The following is a 15,471-nucleotide window of genomic DNA, read 5'->3' on the forward strand; positions in this document are numbered from 1 at the left end:
TCGCGCCCGCCCCGGCAGGTCACGGACTCCCCCGGCACGGGGCTACACCGGTACGGCTGCCTCCATGAAGGACTCGATGGCGCGGCGCCAGCCGTCGGGCTGGTCGTAGTGGATGAGGTGGCCGGCGTCGGGCACCTCGGCGTACTGCCCGCGCGGCAGCACCCGCACCATCTCCTGGGCCTCGGCACGGCCCAGCTCGCCGTCGAGTCCGCGGATCACCAGCGCGGGGCACTGCACCAGCGCCAGTTCCTCCCAGTGCGCGTCGTGCACCCAGGTCTCACGGGACGTCAGCATCTGCCGGCGGGAGAACACCGGCCGCCAGCCGTCCGGACGCTCCGTCATGACCTCGGTGTAGAAGGCGCCCCGGGAGGGTGACGGTCGCTCCAGCCAGGGGTCGTCCTCACCGAACCAGCGACGGACGTCGGCCAGGGTCGCGAAGGGCAGCGGCCAGGACGCGAACCAGTCGGCCCACTCGCGCTGCGAGGCCGCACCCAGCGCCGAGGCCCGCATGTCGCTGATCACCAGCGCCTGCACCAGGTCCGGTCGGCGGGCGGCGAGTTGCCAGGCGGTGAGCGCGCCCATGGAGTGGCCGATCAGGGTGACCGGGGCCAGGTCCAGCTGCTCGATCACCGCCTCCGCGTCGGCGACGTACGCCTCGCGGGTGAAGGGGCCGCCGGCGGGCTTCTCACTGCGTCCGTGGCCCCGCTGGTCGAGCGCGATCACGCGATGGCGGCCGGCGAGCCAGCGGGCCGTGTCCGCCCAGTGCGCGGCGCGGCCCATGAGGCCGTGGAGCAACAGCACCCCGGGCTCGCGGTCCTCGTCGCGGCCACCCGCCACTGCTCTGGGCGGGTCGGCGAACTCCCAGGCGGCGAGCCGTACACCGCCGGCTCCGGTTACGTCGATGCGCCGCACCACGTCCCTGGCACCTCCATTCCTTCGTCGTCTCGGGGTCTGGAGCTCATCGTGCGTCCCCAGGTTATCGAACGGCTATTCGAACACGGCGTTTTGGCGGCGAACACCCCTCTTTCGAGTGACGGGCTTCCGGGATTGTTCGGCCTGGTAGCGGGGAGATCTTCACCGGGAGGCGGACGGCTCGGGGAAGGGAGTCCGCCGAGGCAGACCCTGAGAGCTCGGGGCTTCGGGTCGCCACCGCCTCCGGCGGCACGGTTCGCGGCACCGCGGGTCCGACCGCCGGAGGCGGCGAGGGGTCAGCGGGGGGACGTGGGGAGGCGGGGCCCTGGCGATCCGGTGTGCCGGGGCCCTCGCACCGTACGGCTCCCCAACCCATGGCGCCCCTCCTCCGACCCGGTCGCACGCGGGCACGCGCCCGCCGCCCCGGATCTTCCGCTTGTCGCCGTACCGGACCGCGCCGACCGCACCCGCACGGCCGCGCGTACACCTGACGCTCCCCCAGTTGCGCCTGGCGCGCGCCCCCGCACCTCGTGGGAATCGCGCGTCAGCGACAGAGTGACATGCCCGGGGCGCCGCCGCTCGCTTTCCGGGAACTCCGATGGGCCGCCGCCTCCATTACCGCCGGTAGGCGCTTCCGTTTTCCCTCGGCGCACCGCACCGAGGGCCGGATGGCGGCCTCCCTCCCCCCGGACCGGGCCGGGCTCGGCGCCTTCCCGGTGGGCGGGTGCCGGTGGGCGGGTGCCGGTGCGCGGGCGCCGGTGCGCGGGGCGCCCGTGGGCGGGGCGCCGGTGGGCAGGGCGCCAGTGGGCGGGCGCTGGTTGACCGGCCCTCGGTGGGCTGCCCCCGGAGCCCCGGGGGCAGGTGCGGGGCCGCCGGATGCCTGGTGGGACGGGCGCAAGCGGGCCGGTGGGCCGGTGAGCGCCGGTGGGCGAGCGGGCCCTTGGGCGGTCAGGGTCGGTGGATGGGCGGGGCCGGTGGATGGGCGGAGCCGGTGGGTAGGCGGAGCCGGGTGGGTAGGCGGAGCCGGTGGGTAGGCGGAGCCGGGTGGGTAGGCGGAGCCGGTGGGTAGGCGGAGCCGGTGGGTAGGCGGAGCCGGGTGGGTAGGCGGAGCCGGTGGGTAGGCGGAGCCGGGTGGGTAGGCGGAGCCGGTGGGTGGGCGAGCGGGCGGTCCTGGGCTACGGCCGCCCCAGCGGCGAGGGCTCGTCCCGAGCGGGGCGGCCTGCCGCGGGCTGCATGCCGAGCGGGCGCCGCCGCGGGGATCCGTACCAAGGCGGGGCCGCCCCCGCTCGGCACGGCTCCGCTCCACCAGGGCTCCGCTTCGGCGTGGCAGGTCGTTCCGGGGGCGCGGGCGGGCAGGTCCGGCGGCGACGACGCCCGGCGACCGGCTGGGCGCTCACCCCGCGGACGCCGTGGGGCGGGCGATCACCGCACGCGGCGGGTGCGGGTCGGACCGGGGTGGGGCTGCCGGAGCGCGGACATGGACCGGTGCGCGGGCGGGGCCGACCTCGCCGGCCAGGCGGGCCGGCGGGCTATGGCCGGGCACGTACACGGCCGGACCCATGGCCCGGGAAAGGGCTGCGGCCGGTGTGCCACGCGGGTGCGACGGCCCCGGCGGGCCCAGGCCGGTGAACCCGGACGCCCCGGTCCCAGGATGAGCCCGAGCCCGGGCCCGTGGGGCCCGAGCCGGCGGGCCGGGCGAGTGCTACGCCGGTGTTCCCGGCCGGTGCCCCAGCCCCGCGGGCACAGACCGGTGGTCCGGGATGGTGAGCGTCACGCCGGCGATCCGGGATGGTGAGCGCCGCGCCGGCGATCCGGCCCCCGGCCGGTGGGCCGGGGCGATGAGCGTCACGCCTGTGGCCCAGGCCCGCGCCGGTGGTCCGGGCCGGTGAGCGCCGCGCCGGTGATCCGGCCCCCGGCCGGTGGGCCGGGCCCGCGCTGGTGATGCGGGCCGGTGAGCGTCACGCCGGTGATCCGGCCCCCGGCCGGTGGTCTGAGCCCAGGCCGGTGGTCCGGGCCCGCGCCGGTGGTGCGGGCCGCCGGGGGCGGTGGCGTGGGGGCGTGCACCGGTCGGGCCCGTGGCCCGGGGAAGGGCCGCGGCCGGTGGTCCGGGCCGGTGGGGGTTCAGCGCTTGGCGACGAAGACGTGCGCCGCGATGTCGGCGTCCAGTTCGGCCGCCTCGCCGCTGCTGCCCACCAGCACCCCGCCCGCCGACTCGGTGACGCTCACCACCGAACCGGGCTGCACTCCCGCCCGGCGGAGGGTGTACATCAGCTGGGCGTCGGTCTGGATGGGCTCGCCGATCCGGCGGACCACGACCGTCTTGCCCTCGGTGCCCGGGTCGAGGTCGGTGAGGCTGACCATGCTCTCGTCGAGGAACGGATCGGCTTCGGCCTTCTCCCCCAGCTCCTCCAGGCCCGGGATCGGGTTGCCGTACGGCGACTCGGTGGGGTGGCGCAGCAGCTCCAGCACCCGGCGCTCCACCGCCTCGCTCATGACGTGCTCCCAGCGGCACGCCTCGGCATGCACCTGCTCCCACTCCAGGCCGATCACGTCGACGAGCAGGCACTCGGCGAGGCGGTGCTTGCGCATCACGCGCGTCGCCAGCCGGCGGCCCTCGTCGGTGAGCTCCAGGTGCCGGTCCCCGGCCACCTGCACCAGGCCGTCCCGTTCCATGCGCGCGACCGTCTGGCTGACCGTCGGGCCGCTCTGGTCGAGCCGCTCCGCGATACGGGCCCGCATCGGGACCACACCTTCCTCCTCCAGCTCGAGGATGGTGCGGAGATACATCTCCGTGGTGTCGATCAGTCCTGACATGCGTGCCCCTCGATGTGTCGTGCGGTGGCCCTGCCCTCAATTCTGACGCATCCCACCGACAACCGGGCCCGTGCTCGGCCTGCGGGCCCGCACCGAGGCGGGGCAATGCCGACTTCCCGGACCGGCGTCCGGATTGACTCCGCGTTGACTCCGTATTGACAGAGCGCTGGTCCAGACCGCAACGTGATCGGCGCCACCAGCGTACGCACCCACGGAAAGGGCACCCGCCGGGATGAGCGAGAGCAAGTTGGCCGGGCAGTACTTCGACGCCGCGATCGGTCTGCTGCACAAGGTGCGGGACGAGGAGGCCGACAACATCGCGGCGGCCGGGGCCCTCATGGCGGACACCGTCGTGGCAGGCGGCCGCCTCTTCGCCTTCGGTGCCGGGCACTCCTCGCTGCCCGCCCAGGACGTGGTCTACCGGGCGGGCGGCCTGGCCCTGATGAACCTGCTGCAGGTGCCGGGCGTGGTCGGGGTGGACGTGGTCCCCGCCACCCTGGGCAGCGCGCTGGAGCGGGTCGACGGGCTCGCCGCCGCCGTGCTGGACACCAGCCCGGCCCGGGCCGGAGACCTGCTTTTCGTCATCTCACTGTCCGGACGGAACGCCCTGCCGGTGGAGATGGCGCAGAACGCGCGGGCCCTGGGGCTCACCGTGATCGGTGTGACGTCGGTGGCGTACGCGTCCCGCACCCGGTCCCGGCACTCCTCGGGCACCTTCCTGAAGGACCACTGCGATCTGGTGCTGGACAGCAAGATCGGGGTCGGGGACGCGGAGCTGACCGCCGACGGCGTGGGGGCACCCTTCGCACCCGCCTCCACGGTGATCACCAGCGCGCTGATGCAGGCGGTGGTGGCCACCGCGGCGGGCGAGCTGGCCGAGCGGGGCATCGACCCGCCGATGCTCCGGTCCGGGAACGTGGACGGCGGGCACGAGTGGAACGGCCGGGTGATGGCCGAGTACGCGGACCGGATCTTCTACCGGCACTAGGGCGTGTATCGGAAGTGGATCTGTCACGTGTCTAGTGGGAGTTCCAGCAGTTCATCTGGGAGCTGGAAGCCGGAGCGCCGCCAGAGGGGGCTGCTGCGCTCGGATGGCCAGACGATGAGAGTGTCGAAGCCAGTGCTGCGGCAATGCTGTTTCAGCGCCTCAAGCAGTGCCGAGCCGGCTCCCTTGTTCCGCTGTGACGGCGTGATGTAGAAGTTCGTCACGTAGCCGATCGGGGTGTTGTCGCTGTACGGATCCGGCATCCTCTCCACCCGGCAGAGGAAGACGTGACCGCAGACGTCGCCTCCGGTCTCCGCGACCCAGGCCAGCCAGTGGCCCCCGATGAGCCGGTCGTGGATCCAGTGCTCGGCCTCTTCCAGGGGCCGAGCCGACCGGGGTGGCTGTCCTTCGTGGTCCTCTTGCTTGAATTTCCAGCGGAGCTCGGCCAAGACGCGCGCATCGGCGGCTCGGGCCGGGCGCACGATGAAGTCTGTGGTCATGGGGCGAGTTTCCCGCCTCACCGTTGTGCGGTGAATCGATTTTCGTCCTGGTCACAGCCACTCGTTGATGGCCGCGACCAGGACGGTGGCTTCGTAGCGGACGGCGAGTTTCTCGTAGCGGGTGGCCACTGCCCGGTTCCTTTTGAGCCGGTTGATGCCGCACTCCACAGCGTGGCGCTCGCGGTAGTCGGTCCTGTCGAACTTCGGCGGGCGGCCGCCGCGGGCACCGAGCTTCCTGCGGTTGCGGATGTGGTCGGCCTTATCCGGGATGGTGCAGCGGATTCCGCGCTTGCGCAGGTAGGCACGATTCTTGCGGGAGGCGTACGCCTTGTCGCCCCGCTCGGTCGGGGCGGGTGCGGGGCGCGCCAGGACCGAGACGGCGTACCTTGATCCGCTTCAGCACGGCCTCAAACTGTGGGGAGTCCCCGTGTTGCCCGGGTGTGATCACGACGGCCATCGGCTTCTGTCCCTGCTCGACAGCCAGGTGCAGCTTGGTGGTCAGGCCGCCGCGCGAGCGGCCAAGCCCATGGTCGTCCGGCTCGCTATCGACACCACCGGGCGGCTCCACCTGCGCATCGCCCTTTCTTCGCGCCCCGGCGGCGTGCTGGTGAGCTCGGCACACAGTGGAGTCAACGTTGATGTCCCACGTGATCAGAGAACTTGCGTCGGCCTGGGTCTGTAACTCAGCCAGCACACGCCTCCAGGTGCCGTCCCGTTGCCAGCGACGGAACAGGTCGTACACCCGGCCCCAGGGCCCATACCGTTCAGGAACGTCCCGCCACGGCGCCCCAGTGCGTGTCCGCCACCGTATGCCGTCGATCAGCTTCCGCCGAATCCACCTCGGTGGCCGGCCCGGCTTCTTGCCGGTCGGTAACCACGGCTCCAGCCGGGCCCATTGCGCATCGGTTAGATCTCCACGGGACACAAAGTGGATCTTTACACCCAAAGATCCACTTCCGATACACGCCCTAGGGAGCGGGAGCCGAGCGGGCCACCGGCGGCACGGGCGGCACAGGCGCCGCCGGCCCCCGTGGCGGGCAGCGGCGGCGCCCCACGCCCCGGGCCGCCACACGCGCACCGCGCGCCCCGGTCCGCCACCGGCTGCACCGAACCCTCAGGTCCGTCACCGGCGGCCCGGGGTACCCCGGGCCGTCACCGGCGGCACGGCACACGCCCGAGCCGTCACCCGCGCCACCGAAACACCCCGGGGCCGTCGCCGGCGGCCACGCACGTCCGGGGCCGTCGACCGCGTCGCCGGGCGGCCCGAGCGCTCAGCCGATCAGCCGGGCCAGGTCCAGCGCAGCGGCCACCCGGACCGAGACGTCCTCGGCGTACGCGGCGTCCGACCGGTCGAAGGGGCGCCGGCCGGAGCCGCGCAGGAAGGTGGCGACGCCCAGGGTCCGGCCGCGGCTGCGCAGCACCGTGCAGAGCCCGTGCACGGTGCCGTCCGGCCACTTCCGGGCCTGTGCCCACTGGCCGGCGGCCGGTCCGTCCAGCCGGGCCGCGCTGATCCGCACCGAGCCGCAGCGTTCGGCGGCCTGGAGCGCCGGGTGTCCGTCCGGGTACGGCACCGGGATGCCCCCGGAGACCACCGGTCCGCACGCGCACGGGCCCAGCGCGGCGCCGCCGGCGGGCGTCGCCGCGGCCCGCACCAGCCGGAGCGGCGCGGGCGGGGTGTACGGCGGGTGGGCCGCCGGGCCGCCCCGTCCGGCGCGGGCGGCGGGTTCGGCGGGCCAGGGCGCCGCGGCCGGGTGCGGGGGGTGCTGCGGCAGCCGCGGTACGTCCGGGGTGTGGGGGTGGGCCGGGCCGGGTCCGGCCGGCTCCCGCACCAGGTCGATCAGCGCGTGGTCCGCGAAGCCCGCGAGGGCGAAGTCCAGCTGGACGGTGGCGGCCTCCAGCGGGTCCTCGCACTCGGCCGCGGCCCGGGCCGCCCGGTGCAGTTGGTTGCTGCGGAACCGGAGCCGGGAACCCTCCTGCTCCGCCTGCTTGCTCTCGGTCACGTCCCAGAAGACCCAGGCGACACCGAGCGGTACCGGGTGCTCGGCGAGCGGGGAGGCGAGCCGCAGGAAGCCGCTCCGCCAGCAGCGGCGCTCGGCGTCGGGGCCGGTCGGGCCGGGGTCGGGCTCGGGGGTCCGGCCGGCTCCCGGGCGGACCCGGCCGGCGCCGCCGCCGGGCCGCCGGCCGGGTAAGTCGGTGCGGCCCTGGTCCGGCCGCTGGCCGCCGCGCAGGGTCACCCACAGTTCGGCGGGCATGGGCGGGGTGCCGTCGGCCAGCACGTGCTGCAGGGCGTTCTCCAGTTCGTCGGCACCGTGCGCGAGGACGTCGCCGAGCGGGCGTCCGAGCAGGCTGCCGCGCCCGGTGCGCAGGGCGCGGGCGGCGTGGTCGTTGACGACCGCCGGGCGCAGGTCGGCGTCGACCACGACCACGCCCCAGGCCGCGTCGTCCAGCAGGACCTCGCTGAGCGCGACGGACCGCTCCAGGTCGATCTGGGTCTGCACCTCGCTGAACGCGCAGTAGACGCCGACGGGCCGGCCGCCGCGCTGCACCGGGGAGGTCTGGGTCCGGACCAGGACCCGGCCGCCGTCCTTGGTGAGCAGCGCGACGTCGTTCACCTGCCGGCCGGCCGTCCCCATGGCGGCCATCAGCCGGCTCTCCACGTCGTGCGCGTCGGCGCTCCGGGCGGCCCAGCCGCCGAGGCCGCGGCGGCCGACCGCCTCCGCGGCGGTCCAGCCGAGGATGCGTTCCGCCTCCCGGTTCCAGTGGGTGACCGTGCCGTCCGCGTCGAAGGCGCAGAGTGCCGCGTCCATGCCGTCGAGCAGGGCGGCCAGCAGGTCGGAGTCGTCGCGGTCCGGCCCCTCCCGCACCGGGGCGCCGCCCGGGTCCGGTGATGGCGCGGCCGACGTGGAGCCGACCGATTCAGGACGGTGCGAAGTGGTCACCGGACACCCCCAGCGAAACCCGGCCGCGTGAGCCGCACGGGCTGCGATTGCTGCCTCTGCTGCACGAGGGGCCATTCAACTCGAACGTGACGCGGACCACACCACCTTCGGCCAAATCGTTGTGCGCCGGAAATTCGGTTGAGCCGCGGTCCGGCGGTTCCTAGGGTGTGGAGCACACGAGAAGGGAGGTGGTTCGGCAGATGTATGGAAACCGGACGCGTGAGGTGGCTGCGGGCTAGCAGCCCTTCCCCGCGCTCCTGAGGAGCGGGGGGCACACCCATCGCGCACTGCGCGGTGCCGGCGGTTCGCCGGCCCAATTCCAAGCAGTCACCCGACCCGTGGGCTCGCCGGCACGTCCGGCCGGTTCCCTCTCCGAGGGATGCAGCCCACGGGTCGTCTGCGTTTCCCCGTGCCCGCCGGAGCGGGGTCCGGCGGGGTCAGCCGCCGTCGCGCCCGTCCGGCCCGGTGGCCATCCGGCCGAGCAGCAGTTCCACCCGGGCCCGGTGGTGGTCCGGCCGGAGGCGGTCGTGCTCGGCGAGGGCGGCCAGGCCGTGCAGGGTCCCCCAGAAGACCTCGGCGAGGGTCGCCGGGTCCTCCCCGCGGTCGGCGGCCACCGGCTCCAGCGCCCCGAGGAACTCCGCGAAGGACTCCTTCAGCGGGGCGGGGGACGCCTCGCCGTCGAATTCCACGTCCGTCCGGTGGACGAACATCGCCGCGTAGACGGCCGGCCGGGTCCGGGCGAAGTCCAGATAGGCGTCGGCGAGCGCCCGCAGCGCCGCCCGCGCGCCGGTGCCGGCGCCACCGCGGGCGGCGCGCAGCACGGTGGCGAGTTCGGCGAAGCCCTCCAGGGCGACGGCCGCCACGATCGCGTCCTTGGACGTGAAGTGGCTGTAGAGGACGGGCTGGCTGTATTCGACCCGCTCGGACAGCCGGCGGGTGGTGACCGCCGGCCAGCCCTCGGCCTCGGCCAGTTCCCGGGCGGCCGCGACGATCAGCCGGTGCCGTTCCGCTCGTTCGCGTTCCCGGCGCTGCTGTACTGCCATGGAAAGGAATCTAGCATCGCTAGACAGAAGAGCGTCGCTACTTCTAGCATCGACCCAGGAGCTAGCAGCGCTAGCTCCGCGAGGGCCCGGCACCCCTGGGCTCCGCCGACACCTTCTGTGGGGGATCACTCATGTCACGGCAGCGCATCACCACCGTCCTCGCGGTCCTGACCGGCGCCGCGGTCATGTTCTTCGGGCTCAACTTCCTGCTGAACCCCGGGGGCGCCGGCGCCGGGTTCGGCATCGACCCCTGGCCGCGGGGGAACGCCGACGGCTACTTCGTCGTGAAGGGGGTGCGCGACATCGCCGTGGCGACCACGGTCTTCGCCCTGCTCGCGCTCGGCCAGCGCCGCGCCCTGGGCTGGGTGATCCTCGCCGACGCCGTCATCCCGCTGGGCGACGCGCTCGCCGTCGTCACCCACGGCGGCAGCGTCGCCACCGCCCTCGGCGTCCATGTGTCGGCCGCGCTCGTGGTGCTGCTCACCGCCGGTCTGCTGCTGTCCGAGGGGCGGCCCGGTACCGCGCGGGCGGGGGCCGTCGTCACCCCGGCGCCGGGAGTCTGACCCCGGACGGGACCCAGGGGCCGGGTGTCCGAACCCGGACGGGACCCAGGCGCCGGGTGTCCGACCCCGACGGCCAGGTGCCCGACCCCGCACGGGGGCTCCCGCGCCGGGCGTCCGACCCCGCACGGGATCCAGGGGCCTGGCGTCCGACCCCGCACGGGACTCCGGCGCCGGGTGCCCGGCCCCGCACGCGGCTCAGGGGCAGAGGCGCTCCACCCGCCAGCCGTCCGCCTCGCGCACATACCGCAGCCGGTCGTGCAGCCGGTTCTCCCGGCCCTGCCAGAACTCCACCTCGGTGGGCACCACGCGGTACCCGCCCCAGCCCGGCGGCACCGGCACCTGCTCCTGCGGGTAGCGCTCCGCCAGCTCCGCGTACCGCAGGTCCAGCTCCTCCCGGGAGCCGACCACCGTGGACTGGGCGCTCGCCCAGGCGCCCAGCTGCGAGCCGTGCGGACGGGTCCGGAAGTAGGCGGCGGTCTCTTCCCGGCCGGTGCGCTCGGCGACGCCGGTCACGATGACCTGGCGGGCCAGCGCGTGCCAGGGGAAGAGCAGCGACGCATACGGGTTCGCGGTGAGGTCCCGGCCCTTGCGCGAGCCGTAGTTCGTGAAGAAGACGAACCCGTGCTCGTCGTAGGACTTGAGCAGCACCGTGCGGGAGCTGGGCCGGCCCGCGGCGTCCGCGGTCGCGACGACCATGGCGTTCGGCTCCGGCATGCCGCTCTCCACCGCCTGGATGAACCAGCGGGCGAACTGCTCGTAGGGGCTCTCCGCGAGCTCGCCCTCGGCCAGCCCCTCGGAGCGGTACTGCTTGCGCATGGTGGCCGGGTCGATGGTGACGCCGGCGAACGGGTCGTGCGGGTCGAGGTGAGGCACGCGCCTATCTTGCAGCATCGCCTCCGGCGCACCGCCCGGAGCGGTGGCTTCGCCGCCGGGCGGGCGGCTTCCGCGCTCGGCGCCCGTAACCTCTCCCCCGCCCACCGACGGCGTAACCCTCCCGGCCCCATATGGCCGCCTGTGCCGCTTATCACGCTTCCGCATACCTGCGGAAACCATCAAAATCATGTGCTGGCCCGCTGTGGCCGTGCGGAGGTCGACCGCTATCGTGTCCGGCCCGCACTACCTACCGCTGCGGCCGGGTGATCTCCGCCCGCACGGGGAACCCGGGGTGACCGGAGAAGGACCGCGAGTCGGGCAGGGCGACCGCGGAGCCGTCCCGGCGCTGCCAGCCACGACCACGAACCCTGATCCGACGCTGACGCCCCGGTCAAGAGCCGTCTGTCAACCGTCGACCACCTCATGAGGAGCCGCCTGATGTCCGACTTCGTTCCTGGACTCGAGGGAGTCATCGCGTTCGAGACGGAGATCGCCGAACCCGACAAGGAGGGCGGCGCGCTCCGCTACCGGGGCGTCGACATCGAGGACCTGGTGGGCAGCGTCTCCTTCGGGAACGTCTGGGGCCTGCTGGTCGACGGCGCGTTCAACCCCGGCCTGCCGCCCGCCGAGCCGTTCCCGATCCCGGTGCACTCCGGTGACATCCGGGTCGACGTGCAGTCCGCGCTGGCCATGCTCGCGCCGGTGTGGGGCCTCAAGCCGCTGCTGGACATCGACGTGGAGCAGGCCCGGGACGACCTGGCCCGCGCCGCGGTGATGGCCCTGAGTTACGTCGCCCAGTCGGCGCGCGGCCAGGGTCTGCCGATGGTGCCGCAGAAGGAGATCGACAAGGCCGACACCGTCGTGGAGCGCTTCATGCGGCGCTGGCGCGGCGAGCCGGACCCCAAGCACGTGGCGGCCGTCGACGCGTACTGGACCTCGGCCGCCGAGCACGGCATGAACGCCTCCACCTTCACCGCCCGGGTCATCGCCTCCACCGGTGCGGACGTGGCGGCCGCCCTGTCCGGCGCGGTCGGCGCCATGTCCGGCCCGCTGCACGGCGGCGCGCCGTCCCGGGTGCTGGGCATGATCGAGGAGATCGAGCGCACCGGCGACGCGGTCGCCTACGTCAAGCAGGCGCTCGACCAGGGTGAGCGGCTGATGGGCTTCGGCCACCGCGTCTACCGGGCCGAGGACCCGCGGGCGCGGGTGCTGCGCCGTACCGCGAAGGAGCTGGGCGCGCCCCGCTTCGAGATCGCCGAGGCGCTGGAGAAGGCCGCGCTGGAGGAGCTGCACAACCGCCGGCCGGACCGGGTGCTCGCCACCAACGTGGAGTTCTGGGCGGCCATCGTGCTGGACTTCGCCGAGGTCCCGGCGCACATGTTCACCTCGATGTTCACCTGCGCGCGCACCGCCGGCTGGAGCGCGCACATCCTGGAGCAGAAGCGCACCGGGCGGCTGGTGCGGCCGTCCGCCCGCTACGTCGGCCCGGGCGCGCGCGGCCCGCAGGAGATCGCCGGGTACGCCGACATCGCGCGCTGACCGCGGGCGGGCCGGGCGTCGCCCGCTTCCGCCCGCCGCCGTCCACCGGGTCCCCCGTCCTCGCCGGGCGGGGGACTCAGTCGTGCGGCCGGGGGCGCGGCGCGGCCGTGACGCCGGCGGCGGGCAGCGGGTGCAGGACGTCGTCGAGGACGCGTGCCCACTGGGCGACGATCCGCTCGCGGCGCGCCGTGTCGTCGGTGAGCAGGTTGGCCAGGCCCAGGCCGCGGCCCAGGTCCAGCAGTCCCTGCACGGTCTCCCGGACCCCCGGCACGCTCTCGTCGGCGCCCAGCAGCTGGACCGCCATCCGGTGGGTCTCCCGGCCGACCCGGGCCTCCAGGTCGACCACCCGCCGCCCCAGCTGCGGCTCGTTGGACGCGGCCACCCACAGCTGCAGCGCGGCGCGGAACAGCGGGCCGGTGTAGAGGTCGACCAGCTCCCCGACGATGGTCCGGGTCCGGGCGGTGGAACCGGTGGGCGGCAGATCGCGGGCGAGCGCCCGGAGCGCCGCCGAGCGCTTCTCCGCGACGTGCTCCACGGCGGCGGTGAACAGGTCCTCGCGGGTGGGGAAATGGTGCTGGGCGGCGCCCCGCGACACCCCGGCCCGCTCGGCGACCACCGCCACCGTGGAGCCCGCCCAGCCGTGTTCGGCCAGGCAGTCCACGGCGGCGGCGAGCAGCCGCTGCCGGGTGGCGCGGCTGCGGTCCTGCTTGGGCGGGCCGCCCGGCCGGGGCGCGGCGGCCGCCCGCCGTGCCCCGGCGGCGCGGGGTGCCGGGCCGCCGCGGTCGGGGCCGGAGCGCCCGGCGGCCTCGGTGCCGTTGCGGGCCCCGCTGTCCGCGCCGCGGCTCACCGCGCCCACTTCGGGTCCCTGCGCTCCAGGAACGCCGTCATGCCCTCGCGTGCTTCGGCGGAGCCGAAGAGCCGGGCCGACAGTTCGGCCAGCGGTTCGGCGTCCCGGTCGAAGGCCCGCAGCACCTCGGCGGTGACCAGCCGCTTGGACTCGGCCAGCCCCTGCGGGGAGCCGCGGCGCAGCCCGTCCAGGATCGGGCCCAGTGCCCGGTCCGGGTCGTCGGCGGCGAGGGTGACCAGCCCGATCCGGGCCGCCTCGGCCGCGTCGAACCGCTCGCCGGTGAGGTAGTAGCGGGCGGCGGCCCGCGGGTCGAGGCGGGGCAGCAGCGGCAGCGAGATGACGGCCGGGGCGAGGCCGAGGCGGGCCTCGGTGAGCGCGAAGTCGGCCGCCGGGCCCGCCACCGCGATGTCGCAGGCGCCGAGGAGGCCCAGTCCGCCGGCCCGGACGTGTCCGGTGACCCGGGCCACCACCGGCACCGGCAGTGCCACGATGGCGCGCAGCACGGCGATCAGGTCGCGCGGCCCGGACGGGCGGGCCTCGCGCAGATCGGCCCCGGCGCAGAAGGTGTTGCCGGTGTGGGTGAGCAGCACGGCCCGGGTGCCGGGGTCGGCGGCGGCCGCGGCCAGCCCGGCGGCGAGTTCGGTGACCAGCCGGGTGGAGAGCGCGTTGCGGTTGTGCGGGGAGTCCAGGGTCAGGGTGGTGACGCCGCGGTCGGCGGCGGTGCGGACCAGGGGCGCGCCGGCCGGCGCCTCCGGTCCGGCCGGCGACGGCCCGGTGGGCGCGGTCGGCGACGGGGGGCTCGGGTCGTTCATGGGGGTGTCGGACTCCCTTCCCTGGCGCGGAGTTCCCGCCGGAGGATCTTGCCGGCGGCGGAGCGTGGCACGGCCGGGACGAACTCCACCCGGCGCACCTTCTTGTACGGGGCCACCTGCCCGGCAACGTAACGGATCACCTCGTCCTCGGTGAGACCGGCTCCCTGCCGGGGCACCACGTAGGCCTTGGGGATCTCCTCGCCCCGCTCGTCGAGGACGCCGATGACCGCCGCGTCGGCCACCGCCTGGTGGGTGAGCAGCACGGCCTCCAGTTCGGCGGGCGCGACCTGGTAGCCCTTGTACTTGATGAGTTCCTTGGCGCGGTCCACCACGTACACCCAGCCGTCGGCGTCGATCCGGCCGATGTCGCCGGTGCGCAGCCAGCCGTCGGCGTCGATCATCGCCCCGGTCTCGGCGGGCCGGCCCAGGTAGCCCTTCATCACCTGCGGGCCGCGCACCCACAGCTCGCCGTCCTCGCCCGTCCCCAGGTCGGCGCGGTCGGCGCCGGGGTCGTCGGACAGCGCCACCACCCGCATCTCGGTGCCCGGCATCAGCTTGCCGACGGTGCCCGGCGGGGGGTTCTCGGCGTACCGGGGCACCGCGTGCGAGGCGGGCGAGAGTTCCGTCATGCCGAACCCCTGGAGCAGGGCGGGCAGTCCCAGCCGCCGGGCGCAGGCCGTCGCCAGCCGCGCGTCCAGCGGGGCAGCCGCGCTCAGCACCATGCGCAGCGAGGACAGGTCGTGGTCGGCCACCGACGGGTCCTTGGCCAGCGCGAGCACGATGGGCGGCGCGACGTACAGCATGGTGATCCGGTGCCGCTCGATGGCGGTCAGCAGGTGTCCGAGGTCGAAGCGGGGCAGCACGACGACGGCGGCGCCGTGCCGCAGTGGGGCGTTCATCAGCACCGTGAGGCCGTAGATGTGGAAGAACGGCAGCACCGCCAGCAGCCGGTCGTCCGCTTCGGCGGGGACCAGGGTGCTCTGCTGCACCAGGTTGGTGGCGACGCTGCGGTGGGTGAGCATCACGCCCTTCGCGGTGCCGGTGGTGCCGGAGGAGTACGGCAGGGCCGCCAGGTCCGTGCCGGGGTCGATCTCGACCACCGGCTCGGGGTCGGTGCACCGGAGCATGTCCGGTACCGAGCGGTGTCCGGGTGCCGCGTCGCAGACGAAGATCTCCCGCACCCCGCCGGCCAGTTCGGCGGCCTTCCGGGCCACCGGCAGCAGCGGTGCGAGGGTGACGATCCAGGCCGCGCCGGAGTCCCGCAGCTGCTTGGCGAACTCCCGCGGGGTGGCCAGCGGGTGGACGGTGGTGACCACCGCGCCGGTGCGGGTGGTGCCGTAGAAGACCTGCGGGTAGAGCACGGTGTTGGGGCTGTGCAGGGCCAGTACGTCGCCCTTGGCGACCCCGGCGGCGGCGAGTGCGGCGGCGATGCGCCGGGTGGCGTGGTCGAGTCGCCGGTAGCTGACGACGGTGCCGTCGAGGCCGTCGATCAGCGCCGGGCGGTCGCCGTGGTCGGCGGCGCGGCCGAGGACGGCGTCGTGGATGGGGAGGTCGACGGGCGGGACATCGGGGTACTCACTGCGGAACACCATGGCGACTCCTCCGGTCGGATCCGTCGGGCGGTCGGGCGACCGCGGCGCCGGG

The 15,471-nt window shown here is 74.8% G+C and carries 13 protein-coding genes; 3 read left to right on the forward strand and 10 right to left on the reverse strand.

Translation table 11 applies throughout. The annotated features are described in order from the left end of the window. Positions 1–42: 42 nt before the first annotated feature. Positions 43–915 carry an alpha/beta fold hydrolase gene (locus ACH4B3_RS17450; RefSeq protein ID WP_398463719.1) on the reverse strand — a complete coding sequence of 291 codons (873 nt, stop codon included), beginning with the start codon at positions 913–915 and terminating at the stop codon, positions 43–45. Between the two features lie 2,118 nt (positions 916–3,033). After that, positions 3,034–3,726, reverse strand: a complete 693-nt coding sequence (locus tag ACH4B3_RS17455; RefSeq protein WP_398463720.1) for a metal-dependent transcriptional regulator — start codon at positions 3,724–3,726, stop codon at positions 3,034–3,036. Positions 3,727–3,958: 232 nt separating this feature from the next. On the opposite strand from ACH4B3_RS17455, the gene ACH4B3_RS17460 reads away from it, so the two are divergent. Beyond that, complete coding sequence (locus ACH4B3_RS17460; RefSeq protein WP_398463721.1) at positions 3,959–4,714, forward strand: SIS domain-containing protein; 756 nt, start codon at positions 3,959–3,961, stop codon at positions 4,712–4,714. A gap of 23 nt (positions 4,715–4,737) precedes the next feature. On the opposite strand, the gene ACH4B3_RS17465 is transcribed toward ACH4B3_RS17460, so the two are convergent. The 4 genes from ACH4B3_RS17465 to ACH4B3_RS17480 form a co-directional block, all read right to left on the reverse strand. Then, the gene (locus ACH4B3_RS17465; protein WP_398463722.1) at positions 4,738–5,211 is read right to left on the reverse strand and encodes a GNAT family N-acetyltransferase; all 474 of its coding nucleotides are present in this window, start codon (positions 5,209–5,211) and stop codon (positions 4,738–4,740) included. Positions 5,212–5,262: 51 nt separating this feature from the next. Further along, positions 5,263–6,136, reverse strand: a protein-coding gene (locus ACH4B3_RS17470) for an IS5 family transposase (RefSeq protein WP_398463723.1) whose coding sequence is annotated in 2 segments (ribosomal slippage) — positions 5,263–5,548 and positions 5,547–6,136 — 876 coding nt in all. Because the reading frame shifts where the segments join, the coding sequence is not laid out codon by codon here. A 346-nt stretch (positions 6,137–6,482) separates the two neighbouring features. Continuing rightward, the gene (locus ACH4B3_RS17475; RefSeq protein WP_398463724.1) at positions 6,483–8,150 is read right to left on the reverse strand and encodes a PAS domain-containing protein; all 1,668 of its coding nucleotides are present in this window, start codon (positions 8,148–8,150) and stop codon (positions 6,483–6,485) included. A gap of 437 nt (positions 8,151–8,587) precedes the next feature. Then, positions 8,588–9,193 (reverse strand): TetR/AcrR family transcriptional regulator, encoded by a 606-nt coding sequence (locus ACH4B3_RS17480; RefSeq protein WP_398463725.1) that lies wholly within the window; start codon positions 9,191–9,193, stop codon positions 8,588–8,590. A gap of 131 nt (positions 9,194–9,324) precedes the next feature. Between ACH4B3_RS17480 and ACH4B3_RS17485 the strand changes: the two genes are divergently transcribed. Next, the gene (locus tag ACH4B3_RS17485; protein ID WP_398463726.1) at positions 9,325–9,756 is read left to right on the forward strand and encodes a DUF4267 domain-containing protein; all 432 of its coding nucleotides are present in this window, start codon (positions 9,325–9,327) and stop codon (positions 9,754–9,756) included. A 195-nt stretch (positions 9,757–9,951) separates the two neighbouring features. On the opposite strand, the gene pdxH is transcribed toward ACH4B3_RS17485, so the two are convergent. Further along, positions 9,952–10,647, reverse strand: coding sequence for a pyridoxamine 5'-phosphate oxidase (gene pdxH, locus ACH4B3_RS17490; protein WP_398463727.1), 696 nt, complete (start codon positions 10,645–10,647; stop codon positions 9,952–9,954). 420 nt (positions 10,648–11,067) lie between these two features. Between pdxH and ACH4B3_RS17495 the strand changes: the two genes are divergently transcribed. Then, positions 11,068–12,168 (forward strand): citrate synthase 2, encoded by a 1,101-nt coding sequence (locus ACH4B3_RS17495; protein ID WP_398463728.1) that lies wholly within the window; start codon positions 11,068–11,070, stop codon positions 12,166–12,168. Between the two features lie 76 nt (positions 12,169–12,244). Here the strand turns inward: ACH4B3_RS17495 and ACH4B3_RS17500 are convergent, their stop codons facing one another. From ACH4B3_RS17500 to ACH4B3_RS17510, 3 genes are read right to left on the reverse strand one after another with little or no spacing between them, the layout of a single operon-like run. After that, entirely contained in the window at positions 12,245–13,024 is a 780-nt protein-coding gene (locus ACH4B3_RS17500) for a TetR/AcrR family transcriptional regulator (RefSeq protein WP_398463729.1), read from the reverse strand. Continuing rightward, the gene (locus tag ACH4B3_RS17505) at positions 13,012–13,827 is read right to left on the reverse strand and encodes an enoyl-CoA hydratase family protein (protein ID WP_398463730.1); all 816 of its coding nucleotides are present in this window, start codon (positions 13,825–13,827) and stop codon (positions 13,012–13,014) included. The genes ACH4B3_RS17500 and ACH4B3_RS17505 overlap by 13 nt, the downstream gene beginning before the upstream one ends. Then, entirely contained in the window at positions 13,824–15,419 is a 1,596-nt protein-coding gene (locus ACH4B3_RS17510; protein WP_398463731.1) for a 4-coumarate--CoA ligase family protein, read from the reverse strand. Before ACH4B3_RS17510 ends, ACH4B3_RS17505 begins: the two co-directional genes overlap by 4 nt. Positions 15,420–15,471 lie beyond the last annotated feature (52 nt).

This window comes from Streptomyces sp. NPDC018031, assembly GCF_044327625.1.
Taxonomy (GTDB): domain Bacteria; phylum Actinomycetota; class Actinomycetes; order Streptomycetales; family Streptomycetaceae; genus Streptomyces.

Excerpts from the sequence above, each read along its gene's own strand:
- ACH4B3_RS17455 (WP_398463720.1), bottom strand. The coding sequence starts at position 3,726 with ATGTCAGGACTGATCGACACCACGGAGATGTATCTCCGCACCATCCTC.
- ACH4B3_RS17460 (WP_398463721.1), top strand. The coding sequence starts at position 3,959 with ATGAGCGAGAGCAAGTTGGCCGGGCAGTACTTCGACGCCGCGATCGGT.
- ACH4B3_RS17465 (WP_398463722.1), bottom strand. The coding sequence starts at position 5,211 with ATGACCACAGACTTCATCGTGCGCCCGGCCCGAGCCGCCGATGCGCGC.
- ACH4B3_RS17480 (WP_398463725.1), bottom strand. The coding sequence starts at position 9,193 with ATGGCAGTACAGCAGCGCCGGGAACGCGAACGAGCGGAACGGCACCGG.
- ACH4B3_RS17485 (WP_398463726.1), top strand. The coding sequence starts at position 9,325 with ATGTCACGGCAGCGCATCACCACCGTCCTCGCGGTCCTGACCGGCGCC.
- pdxH (WP_398463727.1), bottom strand. The coding sequence starts at position 10,647 with ATGCTGCAAGATAGGCGCGTGCCTCACCTCGACCCGCACGACCCGTTC.
- ACH4B3_RS17495 (WP_398463728.1), top strand. The coding sequence starts at position 11,068 with ATGTCCGACTTCGTTCCTGGACTCGAGGGAGTCATCGCGTTCGAGACG.
- ACH4B3_RS17505 (WP_398463730.1), bottom strand. The coding sequence starts at position 13,827 with ATGAACGACCCGAGCCCCCCGTCGCCGACCGCGCCCACCGGGCCGTCG.
- ACH4B3_RS17510 (WP_398463731.1), bottom strand. The coding sequence starts at position 15,419 with ATGGTGTTCCGCAGTGAGTACCCCGATGTCCCGCCCGTCGACCTCCCC.